Consider the following 22,947-nt stretch of genomic DNA (forward strand, 5'->3'; position numbering starts at 1 on the left):
GCGGACATCGAGAACGGCTCGGAGGCCGTCTGCGGCACTCCGGCGATTCACGCTCAGGAGGAGCATGCCGACTACGGCAACCGCCGCGACGCGGCGCAGGAAGACGTCCCGTCGAGACGACGAGGCACCGCTGATCCCGATCCTCGCGCGCAAGGTGCGCGAGGTGGAGGCGAAGGCGCAGCGGGGGAAGCTGGGACCGACCAACCGGGTCAAGTTCCAGGTCATCGCCTTCCTCGTTCGCGAGGAGCGCGCACGGGTCAAGGCGGATGGCGAGATCGCCGACGCGGCCAGGGCGGAGCTGCTCAAGCGGCTGGACGGCGTCGCGACGATCCTGGCCAAGACGGCGGCGCGCGACACATCGTTGATCCAGCTGCTGGAAGTCGACTCGGCCACGAGCCCGGTGGCCAAGCGCATGCGCAGGGACTGGCTCCTCGAATCCGGCGCGGAGCTGGCGCCGGAAGAGCTCATCATCACCGACATCGCGCCGGTGGTGCAGGCATCCGTGGTTCCGGCGGCCGCAGCCGAGCGGCAGGTGACCCCGCCTTCGGTCGAGGCCAGGCAGCTCGCGAACCCGTTCCTCGCCCCCGACCTGACCCCGCGCCCGGCATCGACGCCGCGGCGACGGCTGGACGGCTGGGAGCTGATGGGCCCGTTGTACAAGGCGTTCGAGACCGGCGCCGGTGGCGCCTCGGCGACGATGGATCTGCCGCCGACGCCCGAGTTCGACCACGTCTCGCCCAAGGGACTGGACGTGATGGCGCACCAGTCGCGCTTCCTCGAGTCGGTGAGGGCCGGCCACCGCAGCTTCCTGCTCGCGGATGAGCCGGGACTCGGCAAGACCGCGCAGTCGGTGCTGGCGGCGTCCGTCGCGGGAGCGTACCCGCTGCTGGCCGTCGTTCCGAACGTCGTGAAGATGAACTGGGCCCGCGAGGTCGAGCGGTGGACGCCGCAGCGCAGGGCGACGGTGATCCAGGGGGACGGCGACGACATCGACGCGTTCGCCGACGTGTTCATCGTCAACTACGAGATCCTCGACCGCCACCTTTCCTGGCTCGGGTCCATCGGGCTGCGCGGAATGGTCGTCGACGAGGCGCACTTCATCAAGAACCTCACCTCGCAGCGTTCGCAGAACGTGCTCGCGCTCGCCTCCCGCGTCCGGGAGCAGACGCCCGGCGGCAAGCCGCTCCTGATGGCGCTGACCGGAACGCCGCTGATCAACGACGTCGAGGACTTCGACGCGATCTGGCGATTCCTGGGATGGACCACGGGTGACAAGCCGGGACCCGAGCTCATGGACAAGCTCGATGCCACCGGGCTCACCCCGGCGGACAAGTCGTTCTACGCCGAGGCCCGCGACGCCGTCATCTCGATGGGCATCGTCCGCCGCAAGAAGAAGGACGTCGCGGCGGATCTGCCGGACAAGCTCATCGCCGACCTCCCTGTCCAACTGGACGACGAGTACGGGCGCAGCATCCGTCAGGCCGAGCGCGAACTCGGCGAGCGTCTCGCGGCGAAGTACCGCAGGATCATCGAGGCGCGCGGGGACCGCGGCCTCGCGCCCGGCGAGATCGACGACGACATCGTCCGACTGGTCGCGACGGGGGAGCTCGAGGAATCCAAGGCCGCGGGTACCGGGGGCGACAACGTCTTCACGATGGTGCGCAGGATCGGTCAGGCCAAGGCGCAGCTGGCCGCGGACTACGCCGCGCAGCTGCAGCGTTCGGTGGGCAAGGTGGTGTTCTTCGCCAAGCACATCGACGTGATGGACCAGGCCGAGGCGCACTTCGCGGCGTCGGGCATCCGCTACGTCTCGATCCGCGGCGACCAGACGACACCGGCGCGTCAGCAGGCGATCGACGACTTCAACGGCGACGAGGGCGTGGGTGTGGCGGTCTGCTCGCTCACGGCTGCCGGTGTCGGGCTCAACCTCCAGGCGGCGTCCAACGTCGTCCTGGCCGAGCTCAGCTGGACGGCGGCCGAGCAGACGCAGGCCATCGATCGCGTGCACCGCATCGGGCAGGACGAGCCCGTCACGGCGTGGCGGATCATCGCGGCGCACACGATCGACACCAAGATCGCCGAACTCATCGACCAGAAGCAGGGGCTCGCGGCCCGTGCCCTGGACGGCGAGGCCATGGCGGAGGCCGCGAGCGAGTCGGTGCAGCTGGCCGCGCTCATGCACCTGCTGCGGCAGGCGCTGGGCGGGGAGGACGGGCGTTAAGAACACGCCTTCTTGAGGCTCATTCGGACCCGTTGCGACGTCAGGGTGCGAAGATCGACGAGATTGTGCTCTGAGCCGCGCAAGAACCCTCGTTTTCGACGCCCGGAATGGCGTGACGGACGCGATCGGCACTAGTGTCGATCTCAGGCAGCGTCGCCTCGTCCCCCTCCCGAATCGAACGAGTGAAGGCAGCAGCATGAAGATCGGCATCCTCACCTCTGGCGGCGACTGCCCCGGCCTGAACGCGGTCATCCGCGGCATCGTGCTCAAGGGCACGACGGCGTACGACCTCGAGTTCGTCGGGATCCGCGACGGGTGGCGCGGGGTCGTCGAGGGCGACTTCATGCCGCTCACCCGGCACGAGGTCAAGGGGCTGTCGAAGGTCGGCGGGACCATCCTCGGCACCAGCCGCACCAACCCCTACGAGGGCGAGCGCGGCGGGGCCGACAACATCGCCAAGACGCTGTACGGCCACAAGATCGACGGCATCGTCGCGATCGGCGGCGAAGGCACCCTCGCCGCCGCGGACCGGCTGGCGAAGGACGGCATCAAGGTCCTCGGCGTCCCGAAGACGATCGACAACGACCTGCGCGCGACGGACTACTCGTTCGGCTTCGACACCGCGGTGAACATCGCCACCGACGCGATGGACCGCCTGCGGACCACCGGCGACTCGCACCAGCGCTGCATGGTCGCCGAGGTCATGGGGCGCCACGTCGGCTGGATCGCGCTGCACGCCGGCATGGCCGCCGGTGCGCACGTGATCTGCATCCCCGAGGTGCCGATGTCGATCGACGACATCGCCGAGCTCGTGACCAGTGCCCACGATCGCGGTCGGGCCCCGCTGGTCGTCGTCTCCGAGGGCTTCAAGCTCCTCGGCATGGACGAGGCGTACAGCGACAAGGGCCTGGATGCGTTCAACCGGCCTCGCCTCGGCGGGATCGGCGACCAGCTCGCCCCGGAGATCGAGCGGATCACCGGCATCGAGACCCGTGCGACGATCCTCGGACACATCCAGCGCGGCGGCTCCCCGTCCGCCTTCGACCGCGTGCTCGCAACGCGGCTCGGCCTTCACGCCGCGGATGCGATCGTCGACGGCGCGTGGGGTCAGATGGTCGCCATGCAGGGCACCGACATCGTCCGCGTGCCGTTCGCAGACGCGCTCGGCGAGCTCAACACCGTCCCGCGCTACCGCTACGACGAGGCCGCGGCGCTGTTCGGCTGATACCCGGGGCGGGCTGTCGGGGCGGTCGGTCCGGAGATCCGGAGGATCGCGCGAGATACGGACCGTTGCGGCGGATCTCTCCGGATCTCGCGCCGATCTCCGGATCTCGGCGAGCGGTCAGGCGGCGAGATGGATCCCTTGGGCCACCGCCGCGCGCACGATCTCGATGACGGTCTCCGGATGGAACAGCACCTGCACGTAGTCGAAACGCAGCACGGTGTAGCCGCGCAGCCGCAGCCGGGCATCCGCTTCGATGTCGCGACGACGGGAGATCGCGTCGCTGTGATGGGCGAAGCCGTCGAGCTGCACCACCAGGCGTTCGCCGATCAGAGCATCGACGCGGTGCCCGTCGATCCACGCCTGTTGCTGCACCTCGATGCCGATCCCGCGCATCAGCTCGACGAAGTGCGTCTCCAGACCGGAATCGGAAAGGGATCCGGCCAGTGCGGCGCTCCTTCGCGCACGCGGACTGCGCCATTGCACGCGCGACAGCACGACGGCATCGATCAGCCGGCTGTTCAGCGCGGATTCCCAGACCGCCAGCGCGCTGCTCGCGTCAAGGCACTCCGCGACATGGTGGAGCACGTTGATGAGCGGATCGACGGTCGCCCGCGCGGCGAACGGCGCAGGACCGTTCGACCGGTGAAGCCGCAGACCTGTCGCATCCAGCCGCGTCGCTCGCGGTGACACCGCCACGTGCACGTGCTCGTGGTCCGGCGTCCAGAGTCCGATGCGGCGTGCTTCGCTGACGCACGTGAGCCGGCCGCCGACGCGTACGGCCGAGATGATCGCGGGATCGCACTCGTCGAGCACGATCCAGGAACGGCGGATGCGCAGCATCCGGCCGCTGCGCACGGCAGCCGAGACCGCCGACGCGCTGAAGCCCGCCGCGTAGATGTCGGAGGTGTGCGCCGCACCGCCCTGGCGACGCAGCCATCATCGAGAAACATGCCGTCACTATGCCCGGCACGAGCGGATGCCGAGGGCGTTCCGGCGCTCCTGTGGATGGATTCGCTCGAACGCGCGGATGTGCAGGGCGAGTGGCGCGCTTCCGAGATCCGGAGGATCGCGCGAGATCCGGACGAATCGCGCCACCGCGTCCGGATCTCAGCACATGCTCCGGATCTCGCACGCCGGCGCGCGGCTACTCGGCGAGGCCCAGCACGTCGAGCATCCACGCCAGCTCGAACGCGCGCTCCCGCCACGAGTTGTACCGCCCGCTGACGCCGCCGTGACCGGCGACCATCTCGCACTTCATCAGCACGTCGCTCGCCCCGGCATCCCGCAGCCGCGCGACCCACTTCGCCGGCTCCACGTACGCCACACGCGTGTCGTTGAGCGAGGTCATGGCGAGGATGCGCGGGTGGCGCACGCCGTCCTGGACGTTCTCATAGGGGGAGTACGACTTCATGTACGCGTACACCTCCGGGTCGTGCAGCGGGTCTCCCCATTCGTCCCACTCGATCACGGTCAGAGGCAGCGACGGGTCGAGGATCGTCGTGAGCGCATCCACGAACGGCACGGATGCCAGGATGCCGCCGAACAGTTCGGGCGCGAGGTTCGCGACCGCGCCCATGAGCAGGCCGCCGGCACTGCCGCCCTCGGCCACGATCCGATCCGGAGTGGTCACGCCGGTCCTCACCAGATGCTCGGCGCACGCGACGAAGTCCGTGAACGTGTTGCGCTTGTGCAGCAGCTTCCCGTCCTCGTACCACTGCCGTCCCATCTCGCCGCCGCCGCGCACGTGCGCGACAGCGAAGACGACGCCGCGGTCCAGCTCCGAGAGCCGCGCGACGGAGAACCCGGGATCGATCGAGTGCTCGTAAGATCCGTAGCCGTACAGGTGCAGCGGCCTCGGCGCGTCGCCGGGTGCTCCGAACGAGCGCTTCCACACCAGGGAGATCGGCACCCTGGTGCCGTCGGGTGCCGCAGCCCACGACCGCTCCTGGCCGTACTCCGCCGGGTCGTAGCCTCCCAGCACCGGCTGCCGCTTGCGCAGGATCAGCTCTCGCGTGGCGAGGTCCAGGTCGTACACGGTGCCCGGCGTCACGAACGAGCCGTAGCCCAGCCGCAGGAACGGCGAATGCCACTCCGGGTTCCCGCTCACCCCCGCGGAGTACAGCGGCTCGTCGAAGGACAGCTCCTCGACCGCATCCGTCGCGTAATCGAGCAGGCCGACGCGCTCCAGACCCTCCCGGCGATACTCGACCGTCGCGAAGTCGCGGAAGGCGTCCATGCCCAGCAGTCGGCGGCCGGGCTCATGCGCGAGCACGACACGACGCTCGCCCTGCGGGTCGGACGCCGCCACCGACACGAGCTCGAAGTCCAGTGCCTCGTCGTTGTGCAGGACGTAGAGCCGGTCCTCTCCGTCGACCACGGCGTGCTCGATGGAGTACTCCACGCCCTCCCGACGCGGCCACACCAGGCGGGGCGTCGCGGTCACATCCCCGGACAGGTCGACGACGTACTCCTCGCTCGTGATGCTCGACCCCACGCCGATCACGAGGTACTTCCGGCTGCGCGTGATGCCCGCACCCAGCCAGAACTTCTCATCCGGCTCGTGGAAGAGCTTCACGTCGTCCTCGACGGGCGTTCCCAGGCGATGCAGCCACAGGGTGTCCGGACGCCACGCGTCGTCGCGCGTCGTGTAGAGGATCCCGGTCCCGTCGGGCGTGAAGAAGGCGCCGCCGGTGTCCGGGATCTCGTCGGCGAGCGTCTCCCCGGTAACGAGGTCGCGCACGTGCACGGTGTACAGCTCGTCGCCGGCGAAGTCCGTCGACCACAGCAGCCGCGTCGCATCGTCCGAGGTGTCGAACGCCCCCAGGGCGAAGAACTCGTGGCCCTCCGCCTCGGCGTTGCCGTCCAGCAGGATCTCCTCGCCCGGCACCGGAACACCGGGCTCGAGCACCGGGGGAGTCCAGTCGTCGGGGGCGGCCTTCGCTCGGCAGTGGATGCCGTACTGGGCGCCCTCCTCGGTGCGGCTGTAGTACCACCAGTCGCCGCGGCGCGTGGGCACCGAGAGGTCCGTCTCGAGGACGCGCCCCTTGATCTCCTCGAAGATCCGCTCCCGCAGACCGGCCAGGTGGGCGGTGGCGTCGTCGGCGTACGCGTTCTCGGCTTCGAGGTGCGCGATCACCTCGGGAGAGTCCTTGTCCCGCAGCCACTCGTAGGGGTCCTGGAACGTGTCCCCGTGGTGCGTGCGGACGTGCGGACGGCGGGCGGGGCGTGGGGCGTCGATCACCGTTCCACGTTAGCCGAGCCCGAGTTGACCGGCACCGGCGACGATGGGAGGATTTACCGGGGCCGGTAAACGGAAGTAAAACCCACGGTGAACTCTTCGTTCACCACGTCGATCACGTCGACACCTCCCTTCCCGAACGACCGAAAGCGAACGGTGGAAACCGCAGCCCTCATCGTCGTGCTGGTGATCCTGCTGGCACTCTTCTTCGACTTCACGAACGGCTTCCACGACACCGCGAACGCGATGGCGACGCCCATCGCGACCGGTGCCCTCAAGCCCAAGACCGCCGTGCTGCTGGCGGCCGTGCTGAACCTCGTCGGCGCCTTCCTGTCCACCGAGGTCTCCAAGACCATCTCCGGCGGCATCATCCAGGAGGACGCCATCCGGCAGTCCGGCGCCGAACTTTTCCTGGCGCTGATCTTCGCGGGCCTCATCGGCGCCATCACCTGGAACATGCTCACGTGGCTCCTGGGTCTTCCGTCCAGCTCCTCGCACGCCCTCTTCGGCGGACTGATCGGCGCGACGCTCGTCGGCGCGGGGCTGGGCGGCATCGACTTCGGCATGGTGCTGTCGAAGATCGTGCTCCCGGCCCTGATCGCCCCGCTCACCGCCGGGATCATCGCGTTCATCGCGACGAAGATCGCGTACGCGATCACACGCCGCTACGACAACAAGCCGGACGGCCGCGACGGCTTCCGCTGGGGACAGATCTTCACGTCCTCGCTCGTGGCGCTGGCGCACGGCACGAACGACGCGCAGAAGACGATGGGCGTGATCACGCTCGCGCTGATCACGATCGGATGGCAGTCCGCGGCGCACCACGAACCCGAGTTCTGGGTGATCGTCGCGTGCGCCTTCACGATCGCCCTCGGCACCTACCTCGGCGGCTGGCGGATCATCCGGACCCTCGGCAAGGGCCTCACCGAGGTCAAGCCCGCGCAGGGCTTCTCGGCCGAGAGCTCCACGGCCGCGACGATCCTCGCCTCGAGCGCTCTGGGCTTCGCGCTGTCGACGACGCAGGTGGCCTCCGGGTCGGTCATCGGCTCGGGTCTCGGCCGCCGCGGTTCCACCGTCCGCTGGCGCACCGCGGGGCGCATCGCGATCGGATGGCTGCTGACGCTTCCGGCCGCCGGGGCCGTGGGCGCATTCGCGGCGCTGCTCGTGCTGTGGATGGGCCTGTGGGGCGTGGCGATCGATGCCGTCCTGGCGGTCGTGATCATCCTCGGACTCTTCCTGCGCTCCAAGCGCAACGAGGTGACGCACGCCAACGCCATGAGCGATGTCGCCGAGTCGGGCCACGCGGTCGAGCTGCCCGACACTCCGCCACCGACGCGCCGCCAGCAGCGCATCGAGCAGGCCCGCGCCGAGGCGAAGGCGCGTCAGAAGGCCAAGGCGGACGCCAAGGCGAAGGCGAAGGCGGACTCGAAGACCAAGGCCGAGGCGAAGGCGAAGAAGAAGCAGCCCCTCGCCGCCGACGGCGACGCGAAGCAGGAGAAGGGCGAATGAGCATCTCCATCGACTGGCTGGCCTTCCTGCAGGTCTTCGCCGCGGCGCTCATCGGAGCAGCCTCCATCGTCACCTTCTACGCCCTGGGCCTGCGCCTGCTGGTCCGCAGCGGCCACGCCCCGGTCGTGAGCCCCGCCGAGTTCACCGACGCGATCACCGTGATCAGCGAGAAGGAGCTGAAGCGGGCCGAGAAGCAGGCCGCGAAGGCCGCGAAGAAGAGTCCACTCACGGACGGCCAGAAGCGGCTGGCGCTGATCGGCGCCTACGCCTGCTTCGTGATGTGCGCCGCGGCCGTCGTCGCCGGCATCCTCATCATCGTGATCGGGCACTGACCTCGCCGTAGGCTGGGGCCATGCCTGGCACTCACGTCCTCGGTCGCCACCAGCCGGCGTCGCACGCCCTCGTCCACGTCAGCGATCCGCACTTCCTCGCGGGCGGTGCGCAGCTCGCCGGCCGTTTCGACGTCGCGGAGACCTTCGACCGGACCCTCGAGGCGATCACGTCGGCGCACCCGTCGCCGGACGCGATCATCATCACGGGCGATCTCGCCGACCTCGGCGAACCGGACGCCTATCGTCGGCTCCGCGATGCCGTGGAGCCGGTGGCCGCCCGCCTCGGTGCCGAACTCGTGTGGGTGGCCGGCAACCACGACGAGCGTCCTGTCCTTCGCCGCGAGCTGCTGGACGCCGCGGCCACGGAGGAGCCGGTCACGGTCGTCCGCGATCTGCACGGTCTGCGTCTCATCGCGCTGGATACCAGCGTGCCCGGCTGGCACCACGGCGATCTGGACGACGCGCAGCTGTCCTGGCTGGCCGACCAGCTCGCGACCCCCGCACCGCACGGCACGGTCCTCGCGATGCATCATCCGCCGCTTCCGAGCCACGTCCCGCTGTTCGACATCCTCGAGCTGCGGCATCAGGACGAACTGGCGGACGTCATCCGCGGCACGGACGTCCGCGCCATCCTCGCCGGTCACCTGCACTACTCCTCGCAGGGCACGTTCGCGGGCGTTCCGGTCAGCGTCGCTTCGGCGACCTGCTACACCATGAACGTCGCGCGCCCGCCCGCCGAGGTCAACGGGATGGATGCGGCGCAGTCGTTCCAGCTGGTGCACGTCTACCCGGACACCATCACGCACACGGTGGTGCCGGTCACTGATGCCGCCACCGCCGACACGTTCTCGGAGGCGTGGCTGGAGCGCATGGCCGCTCTGACCCCGGCCGAGCGGCTCGAGGCGTTCTCGCGCAAGCCGGGGTGGCGCAGCGCCGCGGACTAGACTGGGAGCATCCCCCGCTTCCCACCCAGCCACGACCCACGAGGATGTGACACATGGCCGCTGATGCGCCTGCCCTGACCCGTACCGAGAGCGATTCGCTCGGCAGCATGGAGATCCCCGCGGATGCCTATTGGGGCATCCACACGGCGCGCGCCGGAGCGAACTTCCCGATCAGCAAGCGGCCGATCTCGGTGTATCCGGATCTCATCCGGGCCCTCGCGATGGTGAAGCAGGCGAGCGCGCGCGCCAACAAGGAGATCGGCGTGCTGGACGCCGAGCGCGCCGACCTCATCGACGCGGCCGCGCAGCGGGTGATCGACGGCGAGTTCCACGACCAGTTCACGGTCGGGGTGATCCAGGGCGGCGCGGGCACGTCCACGAACATGAACGCGAACGAGGTGATCACCAACATCGCGCTCGAGATGACCGGCCGTCCGAAGGGCGACTACGCGTTCCTCTCGCCGATCGATCACACCAACCGCAGCCAGTCCACGAACGACGTGTATCCGACCGCGATCAAGGTCGGGCTGTCGCTGAACCTGCGCTCCCTCCTGGAGGAGCTCGACCTGCTGCGCCGGTCTTTCCTGGCCAAGGCGGGCGAGTTCCACGACGTCCTGAAGGTGGGGCGCACGCAGCTCCAGGACGCCGTGCCCATGACGCTCGGCCAGGAGTTCCACGGCTTCGCCACGACTCTCGGCGAGGATCACAGCCGACTCACCGAGAACGCGTCGCTCATGTACGAGGTCAACATGGGGGCGACCGCCATCGGGACCGGCATCACGACGCACCCCGACTACGCGCGAGCCGTCATCGCGCATCTGCGCGACATCACGGGCCTCGACCTGGAGACCGCATCCGATCTCGTCGAGTCCACGAGCGACACGGGTGCGTTCATGTCGTTCTCGTCCTCCCTCAAGCGCAACGCGATCAAGCTGTCCAAGATCTGCAACGACCTGCGGCTGCTGTCGTCGGGTCCGCAGGCGGGTCTCGGCGAGATCAATCTGCCGGCGAAGCAGGCGGGCTCCAGCATCATGCCGGGGAAGGTCAACCCGGTGATCCCCGAGGTCGTCAACCAGGTCGCGTTCTCGGTGGTGGGTGCCGACGCCACGGTGACGATGGCGGTCGAGGGCGGGCAGCTGCAGCTGAACGCGTTCGAGCCGGTCATCGCGCACTCGATCTTCCAGTCGATCACCTGGATGCGCCAGGCGATGTGGACGCTGCGTGTGAACTGTGTCGACGGCATCACCGCGAACTCCGATCGCCTGGGCGCCATGGTGGGCGCGTCGGTCGGTGTCATCACGGCGCTCACGCCCTTCATCGGCTACGCGGCGGCGGCCGCGCTCGCCAAGACGGCCCTGCTGACGAACCGCAATGTGGCCGACCTCGTCGTCGAGGCCGAGCTCATGACGCGCGACGAGGTCACCAAGCAGCTCTCGCCGGCGCGGCTGTCTGGCCTGGAGGCCGTCACGCAGGCGATCCCGATCGTGAAGGAATGACCCCGGACCCGATGCTCAGCCGTGGATGCGGCAGTGCGTCGTCAGCTCGCCGATGCCGTCGATGCCGACCGTGACGGTCGAGCGGTCGCGGAGGAAGATCTGCGGGTCCCGCGAGTAGCCGGCGCCGCCGGGGCTGCCCGTGGAGATGAGCGTGCCGGGCAGCAGCGTGATCGACTGCGACAGGTGGGAGATGAGCTTCGCGACCGAGCGCACCATCTGTCCCGTCGACGCGTCCTGGACGGTGTGGCCGTCGACGACGGTCCAGATGTGCAGGTCCTGCGGATCGGCGACCTCGTCGGCGGTGACGACGACGGGGCCGGTGGGGGTGAACCCGTCGAAGGACTTGCAGCGTGACCACTGCGCCTCGGCGAACTGGATGTCCCTCGCCGTGATGTCGTTGACGACGGTGTAGCCCCAGACGTGGTCCAGGGCGTCCTCGACGGAGACGTCCTTCGCCGGCGTGCCGATGATCACGCCGAGCTCGGCCTCGTAGTCGACGGATTCGCTGAGAACGCGCGGCCAGGAGGTGGTCTGTTCGTGTCCGGTCAGGGAGTTCGGCCACAGCGTGAAAACGGTGGGGGCGGTGTCGGTCTTGAGGCCGAGCTCGCTGGAGTGGGCGGCGTAGTTGAGCCCGACGGCCAGGACGACGGGAGGTGCGAGGACGGCCGACGCCCAGACGGCCTCGGAGACCGGATGCCGCGGGGCGGTGCCCTGCGCGAGGGCGACGCGCACGGCATCCAGCGCCGCGTCGCCGGCATCGATCAGATGCTGCAGCGTCGCGGGGGCCTGATCGATCAGGTCGGAGACGAGGATCGCGTCCGCGCCGTCGATGACCGCGAGCACGGCATCGGGCGAGTCGGAACGCACCAGGTGGGCGAATCGCATGCTCCTACGCTACCCGGATGTCCGGGGGAGACGAGCGGCAGTGGCTCTAGGCTCGTCCTATGACCTCCGGAGGATCCGAGCACCCGCAGCAGCCGTACACGCCCCCGCCGCCGCAGCCGCAGTACACCCCGCCGGCGCCGCAGGTCCCGCCGCCGGCGCACCGGGTCCCTCAGCCGGCGCCGCCGCAGCCGCTGTACGCACCGCCGCAGCAGCCGCAGTACACGCCGGCGGCCTTCGCGCGACCCGTGTACGCGTCCGCGCTCGCGCAGCCTGCGGTGTACACGCCTCCCTCGGCGCCGGCCGCGCCGTCACCGGCCCCGGCCATCCCGGAACTGCCCATGCCCGTCAAGAAGGGGCGCACGGTCTCGATCTGGTTGTTCGCGGTGCTCGGCTTCCTGTTGATCGCGCTGGCCGGGTACTTCGTGTGGGCGCTCGGCTCAGCGGCCTCCGTCATCGGTCTCGTGCTGGCGCTGGTCCCGCTGTCGATCGTGTTCTTCGGCGTCCGGCTCATCGACCGCTGGGAGCCCGAGCCGAAGCGCATCGTGTTCTTCGCGATCGCCTGGGGTGCGATCGCTGCGGTCGGCCTCACGCTGCTCGTCGACGTGGGCCTGACCGTGCTGTTCGGCGCGCGGGACGTCGATGCGTCCGCCGTCCTGCAGGCGCCGATCGTGGAGGAGGTGTTCAAGGGGCTCGGCGTGTTCCTCATCTTCCTCATGGCCCGCCGCACGTTCGACGGCCCGGTCGACGGCATCGTCTACGGGGCGCTGGTCGGTGCCGGCTTCGCGTTCACGGAGAACATCCAGTACTTCGCGATCAGCCTGATCGAGGGCGGGGGAGAGCAGCTGACCGTGACCTTCGTGCTGCGAGGGCTCATGTCGCCGTTCGCCCACGCGATGTTCACCGCCCTGACCGGTTTCGCGATCGGACTCGCCGCGCGTCGTGGCGCGTCCGCGGGCGGCGCGCTGGGCGCGGGGGCCGTGGGGCTCGTCGGTGCGATCCTGCTGCACGGCTTCTGGAACGGCTCGGCCACGTTCGCCAACTTCTTCCTGCTGTACGTCACGCTGCAGATCCCGCTGTTCATCGGCTTCGTCCTCGGGATCGTCGCCCTCAAGCGGGAGGAGGCGCGGCTCACGCGCGAGAGGCTGTCCGAGTACGCTGCGGCGGGCTGGTTCACGCCGCAGGAGGTGGACATGCTGGCGACTCCGGCCGGACGAAAGGTCGGCCTGCGCTGGGCGGCGACTCTGCGGGGCGATCGGCGCCCGATCATGCGCGGGTTCATCAAGGATGCGACGGCGCTCGCCGCCGTGCGTCAGCGCGCCATCGCGGGACGCGACGTGCATGCCGCGGAGGACGAGCGGGCGTTGCTGATGCGCACGAGGGCGGCCCGCGCGGCACTGCTCGCGTACTGAGCCGGCCGTGACAAGACTCAGCGCCCGGTGCTGCGGCGATGCCTGCATGTCTCCCGGGCGCTGAGTTGATCTGAGACCAGGGTGCACCCGTCGCGCACGGCTGTCAAGACCCCGGGCCGCGACGTTGTTCGCTTTGGGCAGGTCCCGGCGCGTTGACCCTCGCGGGCGCCTCGGGTTGGATGGAGACATGACTGATCGTACGAAGCCTGAATTCGACGCCCCCACCGGTCCTGCTCCTGCGGAGCTCGTCATCCGCGACATCATCGAAGGCGACGGCGCCGAGGCGAAGCCCGGCGACACCGTGACCGTGCACTACGCCGGCGTGGAGTTCGACTCCGGCGAGGAGTTCGACTCGTCCTGGGGGCGAGGGGAGACCATCCAGTTCCCGCTGCGCGGCCTCATCCAGGGCTGGCAGGACGGCATTCCCGGCATGAAGGTCGGCGGACGCCGCGAGCTCGTGATCCCTCCGCACCTCGCCTATGGCCCGGCCGGAGCCGGGCACTTCCTCTCCGGGAAGACCCTGATCTTCATCATCGACCTCGTCGCCGTCGGCTGATCCGGTGATCCGCGAAGGCCTCCATCCCGATCGGGGTGGAGGCCTTCCTCGCGTCACGATCTGTTCGGAATACATTCACACGCATACGAGTTACGCTTTATCGACGCCGCGGCAGCGGCCCGATTCCTCGAGGAGAACACATGACCACCATCGACATCCCCGGCTACCGTGCAGGCACGTGGACCCTGGACCCCGCTCACAGCGAGGTGACCTTCAGCGTCCGCCACATGATGATCTCGAAGGTGCGAGGCACCTTCGGTGTGAAGAGCGCCACCCTCATCGCCCCGGAGAACCCGCTCGAGGCCACCGTGACGGCCAGCGTCGACGTGAACTCGGTCGACACCAAGGACGAGGGCCGCGACACCCACCTGCGCTCGGCCGACTTCTTCGATGTCGAGAACCACCCCACCATGGAATTCGTCTCCACCGGCGCGCGCGTCGAGGATGGCGACTTCTTCGTCGACGGCGATCTCACCATCCGCGGCATCACCAAGCCGGTCAGCTTCGCGTTCGACTTCGGGGGCTTCGGCCAGGACCCGTGGGGCAACTACAAGGCGGGCGCCTCGGCATCCACCACGATCAACCGCGAGGACTTCGGCCTGACGTGGAACGCCGCGCTCGAGACCGGCGGCGTCCTCGTCGGCAAGGACATCACGATCAACCTCGACCTGCAGGGCGCGCTCCAGCAGGACTGACCCGCCCTGTCGACGAGAACCTCGGGCCCATCAGGGTTCGGGGTTCTCGGCGTCGTAGGCGCGGAAGCGCGGGTGAGCACGGGCGAGGAGCGCGACGAGGACGATCACCAGGATGCCGCCGAGCAACGGCGGGAACCACAGTGCGGTCAGGGTCGCGAGGGTGCCGGCGTAGAGCGCCCCGATGCGGGGTCCGCCCGCGACCACGACGATGAAGATGCCCTGGAGACGTCCGCGGATCCCGTCGGGCACGGAGGCCTGCATCATGGTGTTGCGGTAGATCGAGCTGATGTTGTCGGACGCGCCAGACGCGGCCAGCGCCACGCAGGCCGCCGCGATGAGCACGAGGTGCGGGGTCGTCTCGGATGCCGGCGGCAGCGTCGTCCCGATCAGGAGCACGGCCCCGAAGGCGAGGATCGACGCGCCGTAGGCCTGGATCGCGCGCTCGATGCCGCGCCCGTGCCAGCGATAGCGCACGATGCGTCCGGAGAACAGGCTGGACAGGAAGGTCCCGGCCGCCACCGCGGCCGTCAGCGCTCCGGTGGTGACGGCGCCTCCGCCGAGCAGCACCGTCCCGAGAGCGGGGAACAGGGCGAGCGGCTGCCCGAACGTCATCGCGATGATGTCCAGCAGGTACTGCATCCGGATGTTGCCGGCGCGCTTGAGGAATCGCCAGCCGTCCACGAGCGACTCCAGGCCGGGGCGGACGACCGGCCCCTCCGGGCGCAGGGCGGGCAGGGTCCACAGACCCAGGAACATGGCCAGCATCAGGGCGACGTCGATCGTGTACGTCCAGCCGTAGCCCGTCGTCGCCACCAGGACCCCGGCCAGCGCCGGTCCGACCATCACCATGAGTCCGAGCGTGACCCCGTTGAGGGCGGATGCCGCGGCCAGCAGGTCGCGCGGGAGCAGTCTCGGCACGATCGCGGTGCGCGTGGCCATGCCGACCGAGCTGGCCGCGGAGTTGATGATGCTGAGCGCGTACAGCCACCAGATCGTCTCGAGGTGCGTCCAGGTGAGCAGGGCCAGCAGCGCCGTGGAGAGGAAGCCGATGACGGCGGCGACCAGAGCGACCAGCCGCCGGTCGAACGCGTCGGCGAGCATGCCGCCGTAGAGGCCGGCGAAAATCATCGGCAGCAGTCCCGCCACTGCGATCATGGAGACCGCGAACGTGCTGTGCGTCAGGTCGAACACGTGCAGCATCACCGTGACGATCGTGAGCTGGCCGCCGAGCCCGGCGAGCGTCGAGCCGATCCACATCCGCGTGAAGGCGCCGCTCGCGCGGAACGGACGGAGATCGATCAGCGCGGAGGACACTCCCCGAGGCTATCGGTCGGGAGACGTGCCGGAGCGCGGCCGCGGACTGGTAGACTCTTTCAGTTGCCGTTCGATCGGCCGCGGATAAAGAGAGCCCACGCATCAGGCGTCGGGCGCCGCGCAACAAGCAGAGAGGGGATCGAATCTATGGCACTGGAAGCAGACGTCAAGAAGGCGATCATCGAAGAGTACGCGACGCACCCCGGTGACACCGGATCCCCCGAGGTGCAGGCCGCGATGCTGACGCAGCGCATCAAGGACCTCACCGAGCACCTGAAGGAGCACAAGCACGACCACCACTCGCGTCGTGGCCTGTTCCTGCTCGTCGGTCAGCGCCGTCGTCTGCTCGGCTACCTCCAGAGCGTGGACATCGAGCGCTACCGCTCGCTGATCCAGCGCCTGGGACTCCGCCGATAACGCACCGCGTCCCAGCGTTCAATCGCGCAGAACATTCTTGAGAAGGCCTCCCCGCCGGTGCGGGGAGGCCTTCGTCGTACGCGGGGTCTTCAGGAGGCGGCGTCGAGGAACGCCACGATCTCGTCCTGACCCGCGGCGGCCGCGAGATCCCGAGGGAGCGAGCCGCCCCCGTCGGGGATCGTCGGATCGGCTCCCGCCTCGAGCAGCAGTCGGACGGTCTCGATGTGGTCCGCCGAGCCGGTGCCGAGCACGATCGCCTCGTGGAGGGCCGTCCAGCCCAGATCGTTGACGTGGTCGAGCGGGACCCCGGCCTCGATGAGGATCCGCACCGTCGAGACGTGGCCGTGCTCGCTCGCCGGGATGAGCGCGGTCCCTCCGAAGCGGTTCGTGCTCGTGACGTCCGCGCCGTGCCGCAGCGTCGCCGTCAGGATCTCGTCGAGGCCCTCGGCTCCCGCGTACAGGAACGCCGAGTCCTCGATCCCGTCCTTCGCATCCGGGTCGGCTCCGGCATCCAGCAGCATCAGCGCGATCTCGGTGCGACCCGCCTTCGTGGCCGCGACGAGCGGTGTCGCCTCTCCTTCGCCGCGCGACTCCAGGTCGGCGCCGGCCTCGAGCGCGTCGCGGACCGCCGCAGGGTCGCCGTTCTCGACGGCCTGCCACAGGGCGGCGGTGCCGGCATCCGTCGCCCCGGCACCGTCCGCAGAGCACGCGGTCGTGGACAGGGCGGTGAGGGCGAGGGCGGTTGCCGCGAGAGCGAGGCGCGCACGCAGCCGTCGGACTCGTGGTCGTGAGGGGAGGAGGGGCATGCAGAGCCTTTCGCCGGGGTGATGGACAGCCTCGCACCGACCGGCCATCGTGCGCGTTATCCGATCGGCTATCCGTTTCCGACCCGTCGGGCGATGACCGGCGCGCCCCGACCGCGAAGCATAGAGAAGACGGCGGATGCTCGACGCGCACGCCGGAACGCAATCACCAGAGAGGACACTCCCATGAAGCTCAAGACCTCCACGAAGACGGTCTCGATCGCCGCGTCCGCGCTCATCGCCCTCGGCGTGCTCGCCGGATGCAGCGCCGGAGCGACCGGCCAGACGGACGCCACGGCCGATTCCGCCGCGGCCTCGGAGGAGGCCTCGACGCCGACCTCGTCGGACGTGCTGGCCTCCACGCCGTGGGAGACGACCGGCGCGACCGACGCGTCGGGAGCGGATGTCCCACTGGACGACGAGAACGTCAGCATGTTCGTCGGCTGGGCGTACTTCGACGACGACGGCACCTTCGCGATGTACAACCTCGACGACACCCCGAAGATGCAGGGCGACTGGACCGTCACGCCCGACGGCGCGACGCGCCACATCGTGGCGAAGGACGATGCCGGGGAGGTGCTGTTCGAGCGCGACTCGGACATCGTCACCCTGACCGAGGACGAGTTCACCTACCGCGTGTTCCCCGACCCGGAGAACACCGAGGTCTACTTCGACATCATCCACACGCCGACCGAACACGAGGAGCCCGCGGCCTGACGCGGCGCGCGCACGAGGCGTCCGTCCCCGACCCGCGGGACGGACGCCTCGTCGTCGTTCAGGCGCTCGCGCCCACGAGATCCGCGTGATGCAGCGCCGCGACGTCGGGGTGGGCCCGCAGGCGGGACTTCAGGGCGTTCTCGCCGTACAGGCTGTGGATCGGGTTCTTCGGGTCCTGCGTCACTCCACGGGCCTGGGCGGCGAGATCGGCGGGGAGGTCGATCAGCGGCAGCTTCCGGTCGAGAGCCGGATTGAAGAAGAACGGCACGGAGATCCGCTCGTCAGGGGCCTTCGGCGAGATCACTCGGTGGTTCGTGGCCTTCAGGTATCCGTCCGTCGCGTACTCCAGCAGTTCGCCGATGTTGACGACGAAGGCGCCGTCCACCGGGGGAGCGGCGACCCAGGTCCCGTCGCGTTCGACCTGCAGGCCGCCCTTGCCCGGCTCGACCCAGAGCAGGGTCAGCACGCCCGAGTCCTTGTGCGCCCCGACGCCCTGCTGCGGCTCCGGTTCGGTCGTCCCGGGGTAGCGGACGATCTTGATGAGGGTCGAGGGCTCTCCGAAGTTGGATTCGAAGTAGTCCTCCTCCGCGCCGAGGGACAGCGCCCAGGCGCGCAGCAGGCGGCGGGCCACGTCGCTGAGACGGGCATGCCATTCCGTCACGACCTCGCGGAGCTCGGGCTGTGCGGCGGGCCAGAGGTTCGGGCCGATCAGGCGGTTGAACGCCGGCCCGCCGTCGACCGCTTCGCGCTCCGGGCCGATGTCGATCTGCTCGCGCCAGTCGACCTCTCCCTGCGTGCGCTCGCCGCCGATGCGGGTGTACCCGCGGAAGTGCGGGCTCTTGACGTTCTCGATCGCGAGCTTGTCCTCCTCCGGCAGCGCGAAGAAGTCCAGGGCCGCGCGGTGCAGGCGCGCTGTGAGGTCCGCGGAGACGCCGGTGCCGGTGAGGTAGAAGAAGCCGACGTCGTGCGTCGCCGCGCGCAGGTCCTCGAGGAACTGCGCTGCGGCCTCGGGCCCGGCATCCAGGCGGGACAGGTCGAGGATCGGAAGGTTCAGGTCTGCCATGACCCGAGGCTAGGACGAGTCCTCGTGCTCGGCGAGCCGTGTTGCGCCGCGTTACCGACCGCTGCGAATCACTCGCGCGGCCGCCTCGACCCGGTCGGGTCGTTGCGCCGTCCGGGCTTCGGGACCAGAGATCGGTCCGCGAACAGCCACGCGGGGCGCGGTTCGACCAGCGGGCGGAACAGCCAGCGGACGGGCTTGGTCGCCAGCACGACCGCGATCGCGACGGACAGCAGGATGACGCTGGGCAGCCACAGCCAGGTCGGCTCGGCGTTGCGCAGGATGCCGGACTCGCGGAACGGGTAGAGCACGAAGGAGTGGAGCAGGTAGACGTACATCGTGTACTGGCCGAACCGCGTCCACCAGGTCGTCCGCCGGGGGATGAGGACGAAGAACGCCGCGCTCAGCATCAGTCCGATCGCGATCAGCGCCAGTCGCACGGCGCCCGACCACCACTCATCGCTGCCGAGGTCCGAGTAGGAGTCGACGTAGAAGAACCACTTGTCCAGGTCGACGCTCGACCAGAGCTCGACCCAGTTCCAGGCCACGAAGCCGTCCACCGCGAAGACCACCACGGCGATCGCCCTGAGCCACCACGGGCGGAAGTCGATGAGCCGGAAGCGCGCGACGAGGTCGTGCTCGCGCAGCCACCACCCGAGAACGAAGAAGGGCAGGAACCCCAGCGTGCGCGACAGCGAGAAGGTGCTGTCGACGTTGGGCAGGTATCCGGCGCCGATCGAGATGAGCAGCGACCACAGCACGGGCCAGCGCAGCAGCGCGAGGTACGGCAGCACGAGGCGGAAGATCCCCAGTGCGAGCAGGAACCACAGCGTCCAGGACGGCTGCGTGAGGTTCGGGGTGGCCTGGCCCTCGACGAGCCACTTGGTCAGCGTCCAGAGCAGTTCGAAGACGACGTAGGGCACGAGGATGTCGGTGACGATCCGCGCCATCTGGCGCCTGGTGGGCGGAGCGGACTTCGAGAAGTACCCCGCGATGATCGCGAACGCCGGCATGTGGAAGGCGTAGAACGACAGGTACAGCGCCATCGCGATGTCGGAGTCGTAGGTTAGGCGCTGGATCGCGTGTCCCAGGACCACGAGCACGATGCAGGCGTAACGGGCGTTGTCCCAGAACGGGACCCGGCGCCGGGGCCGCGGGATCGATCCGGTCTCGGGGCCGGTCGGCGTCTGCGCGGCACTGCTCATCCTCCGAGGGTACGGGAACCGGCGGGGAATAAAGTTGTGCCCGGCGCGTTGTCACAGATACATTCAGATGAATAGAAGCGGATGCCACAGCATCCGTTCCGGAGAACACGGAGCATCACATGAGCGAGCAGACCGCCACAGCGGGGATGCAGTTCGGCATCTTCAGCGTCAGCGACATCACGCAGAACCCCGTCACGGGAGAGACCCCGAGCGAGGCGCAGAAGATCAAGGACGCCATCACGATCGCCAAGCACGTCGAAGAGGTGGGCCTCGACGTCTACGCGATCGGCGAGCACCACAATCCGCCGTTCTGGTCCTCGTCGCCGTCCACGACGCTCGCCGCGATCGCCGGCCAGACCGAGCGGATCATCCTCTCGACGTCGACCACGCTCATCACGACGAACGACCCGGTCAAGATCGCCGAGGACTTCGCGATGCTGCAGCACGTGTCCGACGGGCGCACCGACATCATGCTCGGGCGCGGAAACACCGGCCCGGTGTACCCCTGGTTCGGCAAGGACATCCGTCAGGGCCTCCCGCTCGCCATCGAGTCGTACAACCTGCTGCACCGGCTGTGGCGCGAGGACGTCGTCGACTGGGAGGGGAAGTTCCGCACGCCGCTGCAGGGCTTCACCTCGACTCCGCGTCCGCTCGACGGCGTGGCGCCCTTCGTGTGGCACGGGTCGATCCGCACGCCGGAGATCGCCGAGCAGGCGGCCTACTACGGGGACGGGTTCTTCGCGAACAACATCTTCTGGCCGAAGGAGCACTACCAGCGCCTCATCGAGCTGTACCGCCAGCGGTGGGAGCACTACGGACACGGCAGCCCCGAGACGGCGATCGTAGGCCTCGGCGGACAGGTCTTCATGCGCGCGAACTCGCAGGACGCCGTGAACGAGTTCCGGCCGTACTTCGACAACGCACCCGTGTACGGTCACGGCCCCAGCATGGAGGACTTCACCGAGATGACGCCGCTGACCGTCGGCTCGCCGCAGCAGGTCATCGACCGCTACGCCGGCATGCGCGAGACATTCGGCGACTACCAGCGGCAGCTGTTCCTCGTCGATCACGCCGGGCTGCCGCTGAAGACCGTCCTCGAGCAGCTCGACATCCTCGGAGGAGAAGTCGTCCCGGCACTGCGCCGGGAACTGGCGAAGGACCGTCCGGCGACCGTTCCGGATGCTCCGACGCACGCATCCCTCGTCAGGGCGGCCTTCGGCGACGGACCGGCGCGCGAGGCGCGTCCCGGAGCGAATCGGGGCGACAACCTCACCGCAGGATCCCCGTACCAGGACACCCCGGAGCCCGCCGGTGCGGCATTCGGGCTCGGCCGGAAGGAGGTCTGAGATGACCACGCGTCGCATCGCCGTCGTCTCTGCAGGACTCTCGAATCCGTCATCGACCCGCATGCTCGCGGATCGGCTCGCCGCCGAGACCGCGCGGCTGCTGACCGAGCAGGGCGTCGACGTCAGCATCGACGTCATCGAGCTGCGCGAGATCGCACACGACATCACGAACAACCTGCTCACGGGGTTCGCCCCTCCCGCGCTGGAGACGGCGATCAACACCGTGGTCTCCGCCGACGCTCTGATCGCCGTGACACCGATCTTCTCGACCAGCTACTCGGGCCTGTTCAAGTCGTTCATCGACGTGCTCGATCCGGATTCGCTCACCGGCAAGCCGGTCCTGATCGGGGCGAACGCCGGAACGGCTCGGCATTCGCTGGCGATCGACTACGCCATCCGGCCGCTGTTCGCCTATCTGCACGCCGAGCCGGTCTCGACGGGTGTGTTCGCGGCCTCCAGTGACTGGGGCGGCGCGGGCGACGACGTAGCACCGCTCGCCAAGCGGGTGGAGAAGGGGGCGAAGGAGCTGGCCGACGCGATCTCCCGGCGCGAAGCCGCCGACCCCGGGGATCCGTTCGACCCGGCCACGTATCTCGGCGAGGGCCGCTCGTTCGGCCATCTGCTGGGAGGCCTGGCCGGAGAGTGAAGCGGGCAGGATGAAGGCCGCCCCGCAGGGGGCGGCCTTCTGTGCGGTCAACCGCTCTTGCGTCGAAACTCGCGGTGCGTCTGGGCGGCGTGCGTCCCGTGGATGGCGGAATCGCCGTCCAGGTGAGCCTCGCCCTGGCGCTGCTGCGCGTTCTTCTTCTCGAGCGCTTCCTTGAACTTGCGCTTCATCTCGTCTGAGGACGAGACCGCGTCGTCTGCCGTGCTCATGCCGTCAGCCTAGTCGGATGCCGGCTTCGAAGGCGAGGGCGCCCTCCGCGCCTTCCGGCGCAGCAGCAGGTCGATCAGCGCGCCCAGCGCGACGGCCGTCGCCACAGAGACGGCGATCGCGACGAGGGGCCCGCCGGGAAGGATCGCCGCGATGACCGCGCCGATCGCGGCCTGATACGCCGCCCACCCGGTCGCGGCGAGCGCCACGAGTGCGCCGTAGCGCGGCAGCGGGATCCGCGTGGCCCCGGCCACGAGGTTGATCGCCAGTCGTGCGAATGGGATGAACCGCCCGGTGAACAGCACGACCGCGGTTCCGGACTCCAGCCGATTCCGCGCCCACCGCTGCGCCTGCTGGATGCGCCGCGCGCGCATCCAGCGCCAGCGGCCGGTGCCGGCCCACCGCCCGATCGCATAGCAGAGCAGATCACCGCACGCGGCCGCCACGGCAGCGCACGCGATGACGGCCCACAGCGACGGCGCCCCGGTCGAGATGGCGAGGGCTCCGAGGGCCATGACCGCGATCTCACCCGGCACCACGACGAAGAAGGCGTCTCCGAGGACCAGCAAGGCCATGATCGCGAGGGCCCAGGGCCCCGTGACGAGGGCTGCGACGTCTTCCGTGATCACCCGTCCACTCTCGCGATCGGAGGTGAACGGGAACCGAATCGGGGATAGCGGGTGAAGGGCAGTCGTGCAACGGGT

At 69.2% G+C, this 22,947-nt stretch carries 22 protein-coding genes; 13 read left to right on the forward strand and 9 right to left on the reverse strand.

The window, feature by feature from the left end; all coding sequences use genetic code 11:
* The first annotated feature begins 64 nt into the window (after positions 1 to 64).
* The gene (locus tag KYX17_RS02780) at positions 65 to 2,221 is read left to right on the forward strand and encodes a DEAD/DEAH box helicase (RefSeq protein ID WP_243225013.1); all 2,157 of its coding nucleotides are present in this window, start codon (positions 65 to 67) and stop codon (positions 2,219 to 2,221) included.
* 196 nt (positions 2,222 to 2,417) lie between these two features.
* Positions 2,418 to 3,446: a 6-phosphofructokinase gene (locus KYX17_RS02785; protein WP_243225014.1), complete on the forward strand. Its 1,029-nt coding sequence runs from the start codon at positions 2,418 to 2,420 to the stop codon at positions 3,444 to 3,446.
* A gap of 117 nt (positions 3,447 to 3,563) precedes the next feature.
* Here the strand turns inward: KYX17_RS02785 and KYX17_RS02790 are convergent, their stop codons facing one another.
* Complete coding sequence (locus KYX17_RS02790; protein ID WP_243225015.1) at positions 3,564 to 4,286, reverse strand: endonuclease domain-containing protein; 723 nt, start codon at positions 4,284 to 4,286, stop codon at positions 3,564 to 3,566.
* A 304-nt stretch (positions 4,287 to 4,590) separates the two neighbouring features.
* On the reverse strand, positions 4,591 to 6,687 hold the full coding sequence (locus KYX17_RS02795; RefSeq protein ID WP_243225016.1) for a S9 family peptidase: 2,097 nt from the start codon (positions 6,685 to 6,687) through the stop codon (positions 4,591 to 4,593).
* Positions 6,688 to 6,840: 153 nt separating this feature from the next.
* Between KYX17_RS02795 and KYX17_RS02800 the strand changes: the two genes are divergently transcribed.
* The 4 genes from KYX17_RS02800 to KYX17_RS02815 are packed head-to-tail and all read left to right on the forward strand — an operon-like array spanning position 6,841 to position 10,965.
* Positions 6,841 to 8,193: an inorganic phosphate transporter gene (locus KYX17_RS02800; RefSeq protein ID WP_243225017.1), complete on the forward strand. Its 1,353-nt coding sequence runs from the start codon at positions 6,841 to 6,843 to the stop codon at positions 8,191 to 8,193.
* Positions 8,190 to 8,525, forward strand: a complete 336-nt coding sequence (locus KYX17_RS02805) for a peptidase (protein ID WP_243225018.1) — start codon at positions 8,190 to 8,192, stop codon at positions 8,523 to 8,525. The genes KYX17_RS02800 and KYX17_RS02805 overlap by 4 nt, the downstream gene beginning before the upstream one ends.
* Before the next feature lie 20 nt (positions 8,526 to 8,545).
* Positions 8,546 to 9,469 carry a metallophosphoesterase gene (locus tag KYX17_RS02810; RefSeq protein ID WP_243225019.1) on the forward strand — a complete coding sequence of 308 codons (924 nt, stop codon included), beginning with the start codon at positions 8,546 to 8,548 and terminating at the stop codon, positions 9,467 to 9,469.
* Between the two features lie 53 nt (positions 9,470 to 9,522).
* Positions 9,523 to 10,965, forward strand: coding sequence for an aspartate ammonia-lyase (locus KYX17_RS02815; RefSeq protein WP_243225020.1), 1,443 nt, complete (start codon positions 9,523 to 9,525; stop codon positions 10,963 to 10,965).
* 15 nt (positions 10,966 to 10,980) lie between these two features.
* Here KYX17_RS02815 and KYX17_RS02820 read toward each other — a convergent pair whose 3' ends face one another.
* Complete coding sequence (locus tag KYX17_RS02820) at positions 10,981 to 11,850, reverse strand: fumarylacetoacetate hydrolase family protein (protein WP_243225021.1); 870 nt, start codon at positions 11,848 to 11,850, stop codon at positions 10,981 to 10,983.
* Between the two features lie 59 nt (positions 11,851 to 11,909).
* Between KYX17_RS02820 and KYX17_RS02825 the strand changes: the two genes are divergently transcribed.
* The 3 genes from KYX17_RS02825 to KYX17_RS02835 all read left to right on the forward strand — a co-directional run bounded on the left by KYX17_RS02825 (position 11,910) and on the right by KYX17_RS02835 (position 14,510).
* Positions 11,910 to 13,259 carry a PrsW family intramembrane metalloprotease gene (locus KYX17_RS02825; protein WP_243225022.1) on the forward strand — a complete coding sequence of 450 codons (1,350 nt, stop codon included), beginning with the start codon at positions 11,910 to 11,912 and terminating at the stop codon, positions 13,257 to 13,259.
* 187 nt (positions 13,260 to 13,446) lie between these two features.
* Positions 13,447 to 13,815 (forward strand): FKBP-type peptidyl-prolyl cis-trans isomerase, encoded by a 369-nt coding sequence (locus tag KYX17_RS02830; protein ID WP_144795442.1) that lies wholly within the window; start codon positions 13,447 to 13,449, stop codon positions 13,813 to 13,815.
* 140 nt (positions 13,816 to 13,955) lie between these two features.
* Positions 13,956 to 14,510 (forward strand): YceI family protein, encoded by a 555-nt coding sequence (locus tag KYX17_RS02835; RefSeq protein ID WP_243225023.1) that lies wholly within the window; start codon positions 13,956 to 13,958, stop codon positions 14,508 to 14,510.
* A gap of 30 nt (positions 14,511 to 14,540) precedes the next feature.
* Here the strand turns inward: KYX17_RS02835 and KYX17_RS02840 are convergent, their stop codons facing one another.
* The gene (locus tag KYX17_RS02840) at positions 14,541 to 15,767 is read right to left on the reverse strand and encodes an MFS transporter (RefSeq protein WP_243226164.1); all 1,227 of its coding nucleotides are present in this window, start codon (positions 15,765 to 15,767) and stop codon (positions 14,541 to 14,543) included.
* Positions 15,768 to 15,971: 204 nt separating this feature from the next.
* On the opposite strand from KYX17_RS02840, the gene rpsO reads away from it, so the two are divergent.
* A complete protein-coding gene (rpsO, locus tag KYX17_RS02845; protein WP_144795440.1) occupies positions 15,972 to 16,241 on the forward strand; it encodes a 30S ribosomal protein S15 in 270 nt (89 codons plus the stop codon).
* 89 nt (positions 16,242 to 16,330) lie between these two features.
* On the opposite strand, the gene KYX17_RS02850 is transcribed toward rpsO, so the two are convergent.
* Complete coding sequence (locus tag KYX17_RS02850) at positions 16,331 to 17,047, reverse strand: ankyrin repeat domain-containing protein (RefSeq protein ID WP_243225024.1); 717 nt, start codon at positions 17,045 to 17,047, stop codon at positions 16,331 to 16,333.
* Positions 17,048 to 17,230: 183 nt separating this feature from the next.
* Between KYX17_RS02850 and KYX17_RS02855 the strand changes: the two genes are divergently transcribed.
* The gene (locus KYX17_RS02855) at positions 17,231 to 17,761 is read left to right on the forward strand and encodes a DUF4822 domain-containing protein (protein ID WP_243225025.1); all 531 of its coding nucleotides are present in this window, start codon (positions 17,231 to 17,233) and stop codon (positions 17,759 to 17,761) included.
* Between the two features lie 58 nt (positions 17,762 to 17,819).
* Here the strand turns inward: KYX17_RS02855 and KYX17_RS02860 are convergent, their stop codons facing one another.
* Together KYX17_RS02860 and KYX17_RS02865 are read right to left on the reverse strand one after the other, a co-directional pair.
* The gene (locus KYX17_RS02860) at positions 17,820 to 18,824 is read right to left on the reverse strand and encodes an isopenicillin N synthase family oxygenase (RefSeq protein WP_243225026.1); all 1,005 of its coding nucleotides are present in this window, start codon (positions 18,822 to 18,824) and stop codon (positions 17,820 to 17,822) included.
* A gap of 68 nt (positions 18,825 to 18,892) precedes the next feature.
* The gene (locus KYX17_RS02865; RefSeq protein ID WP_243225027.1) at positions 18,893 to 20,026 is read right to left on the reverse strand and encodes an acyltransferase family protein; all 1,134 of its coding nucleotides are present in this window, start codon (positions 20,024 to 20,026) and stop codon (positions 18,893 to 18,895) included.
* 146 nt (positions 20,027 to 20,172) lie between these two features.
* Between KYX17_RS02865 and KYX17_RS02870 the strand changes: the two genes are divergently transcribed.
* A complete protein-coding gene (locus KYX17_RS02870) occupies positions 20,173 to 21,372 on the forward strand; it encodes an LLM class flavin-dependent oxidoreductase (RefSeq protein WP_374208924.1) in 1,200 nt (399 codons plus the stop codon).
* Between the two features lies 1 nt (position 21,373).
* Entirely contained in the window at positions 21,374 to 22,018 is a 645-nt protein-coding gene (locus KYX17_RS02875; RefSeq protein WP_243225029.1) for an FMN reductase, read from the forward strand.
* 47 nt (positions 22,019 to 22,065) lie between these two features.
* On the opposite strand, the gene KYX17_RS02880 is transcribed toward KYX17_RS02875, so the two are convergent.
* Together KYX17_RS02880 and KYX17_RS02885 are read right to left on the reverse strand one after the other, a co-directional pair.
* Positions 22,066 to 22,245 (reverse strand): DUF5302 domain-containing protein, encoded by a 180-nt coding sequence (locus KYX17_RS02880; protein WP_243225030.1) that lies wholly within the window; start codon positions 22,243 to 22,245, stop codon positions 22,066 to 22,068.
* A gap of 9 nt (positions 22,246 to 22,254) precedes the next feature.
* A complete protein-coding gene (locus tag KYX17_RS02885) occupies positions 22,255 to 22,872 on the reverse strand; it encodes a DedA family protein (RefSeq protein ID WP_243225031.1) in 618 nt (205 codons plus the stop codon).
* Positions 22,873 to 22,947 lie beyond the last annotated feature (75 nt).

The sequence above is a fragment of the Microbacterium sp. CIAB417 genome (assembly GCF_022788845.1).

Coding starts and splice junctions, on each gene's coding strand:
- KYX17_RS02780 (WP_243225013.1), top strand. CDS start 65: ATGCCGACTACGGCAACCGCCGCGACGCGGCGCAGGAAGACGTCCCGT.
- KYX17_RS02785 (WP_243225014.1), top strand. CDS start 2,418: ATGAAGATCGGCATCCTCACCTCTGGCGGCGACTGCCCCGGCCTGAAC.
- KYX17_RS02790 (WP_243225015.1), bottom strand. CDS start 4,286: ATGCTGCGCATCCGCCGTTCCTGGATCGTGCTCGACGAGTGCGATCCC.
- KYX17_RS02805 (WP_243225018.1), top strand. CDS start 8,190: ATGAGCATCTCCATCGACTGGCTGGCCTTCCTGCAGGTCTTCGCCGCG.
- KYX17_RS02810 (WP_243225019.1), top strand. CDS start 8,546: ATGCCTGGCACTCACGTCCTCGGTCGCCACCAGCCGGCGTCGCACGCC.
- KYX17_RS02815 (WP_243225020.1), top strand. CDS start 9,523: ATGGCCGCTGATGCGCCTGCCCTGACCCGTACCGAGAGCGATTCGCTC.
- KYX17_RS02820 (WP_243225021.1), bottom strand. CDS start 11,850: ATGCGATTCGCCCACCTGGTGCGTTCCGACTCGCCCGATGCCGTGCTC.
- KYX17_RS02825 (WP_243225022.1), top strand. CDS start 11,910: ATGACCTCCGGAGGATCCGAGCACCCGCAGCAGCCGTACACGCCCCCG.
- KYX17_RS02830 (WP_144795442.1), top strand. CDS start 13,447: ATGACTGATCGTACGAAGCCTGAATTCGACGCCCCCACCGGTCCTGCT.
- KYX17_RS02835 (WP_243225023.1), top strand. CDS start 13,956: ATGACCACCATCGACATCCCCGGCTACCGTGCAGGCACGTGGACCCTG.
- KYX17_RS02840 (WP_243226164.1), bottom strand. CDS start 15,767: ATGTGGATCGGCTCGACGCTCGCCGGGCTCGGCGGCCAGCTCACGATC.
- rpsO (WP_144795440.1), top strand. CDS start 15,972: ATGGCACTGGAAGCAGACGTCAAGAAGGCGATCATCGAAGAGTACGCG.
- KYX17_RS02850 (WP_243225024.1), bottom strand. CDS start 17,047: ATGCCCCTCCTCCCCTCACGACCACGAGTCCGACGGCTGCGTGCGCGC.
- KYX17_RS02855 (WP_243225025.1), top strand. CDS start 17,231: ATGAAGCTCAAGACCTCCACGAAGACGGTCTCGATCGCCGCGTCCGCG.
- KYX17_RS02860 (WP_243225026.1), bottom strand. CDS start 18,824: ATGGCAGACCTGAACCTTCCGATCCTCGACCTGTCCCGCCTGGATGCC.
- KYX17_RS02865 (WP_243225027.1), bottom strand. CDS start 20,026: ATGAGCAGTGCCGCGCAGACGCCGACCGGCCCCGAGACCGGATCGATC.
- KYX17_RS02870 (WP_374208924.1), top strand. CDS start 20,173: ATGCAGTTCGGCATCTTCAGCGTCAGCGACATCACGCAGAACCCCGTC.
- KYX17_RS02875 (WP_243225029.1), top strand. CDS start 21,374: ATGACCACGCGTCGCATCGCCGTCGTCTCTGCAGGACTCTCGAATCCG.
- KYX17_RS02880 (WP_243225030.1), bottom strand. CDS start 22,245: ATGAGCACGGCAGACGACGCGGTCTCGTCCTCAGACGAGATGAAGCGC.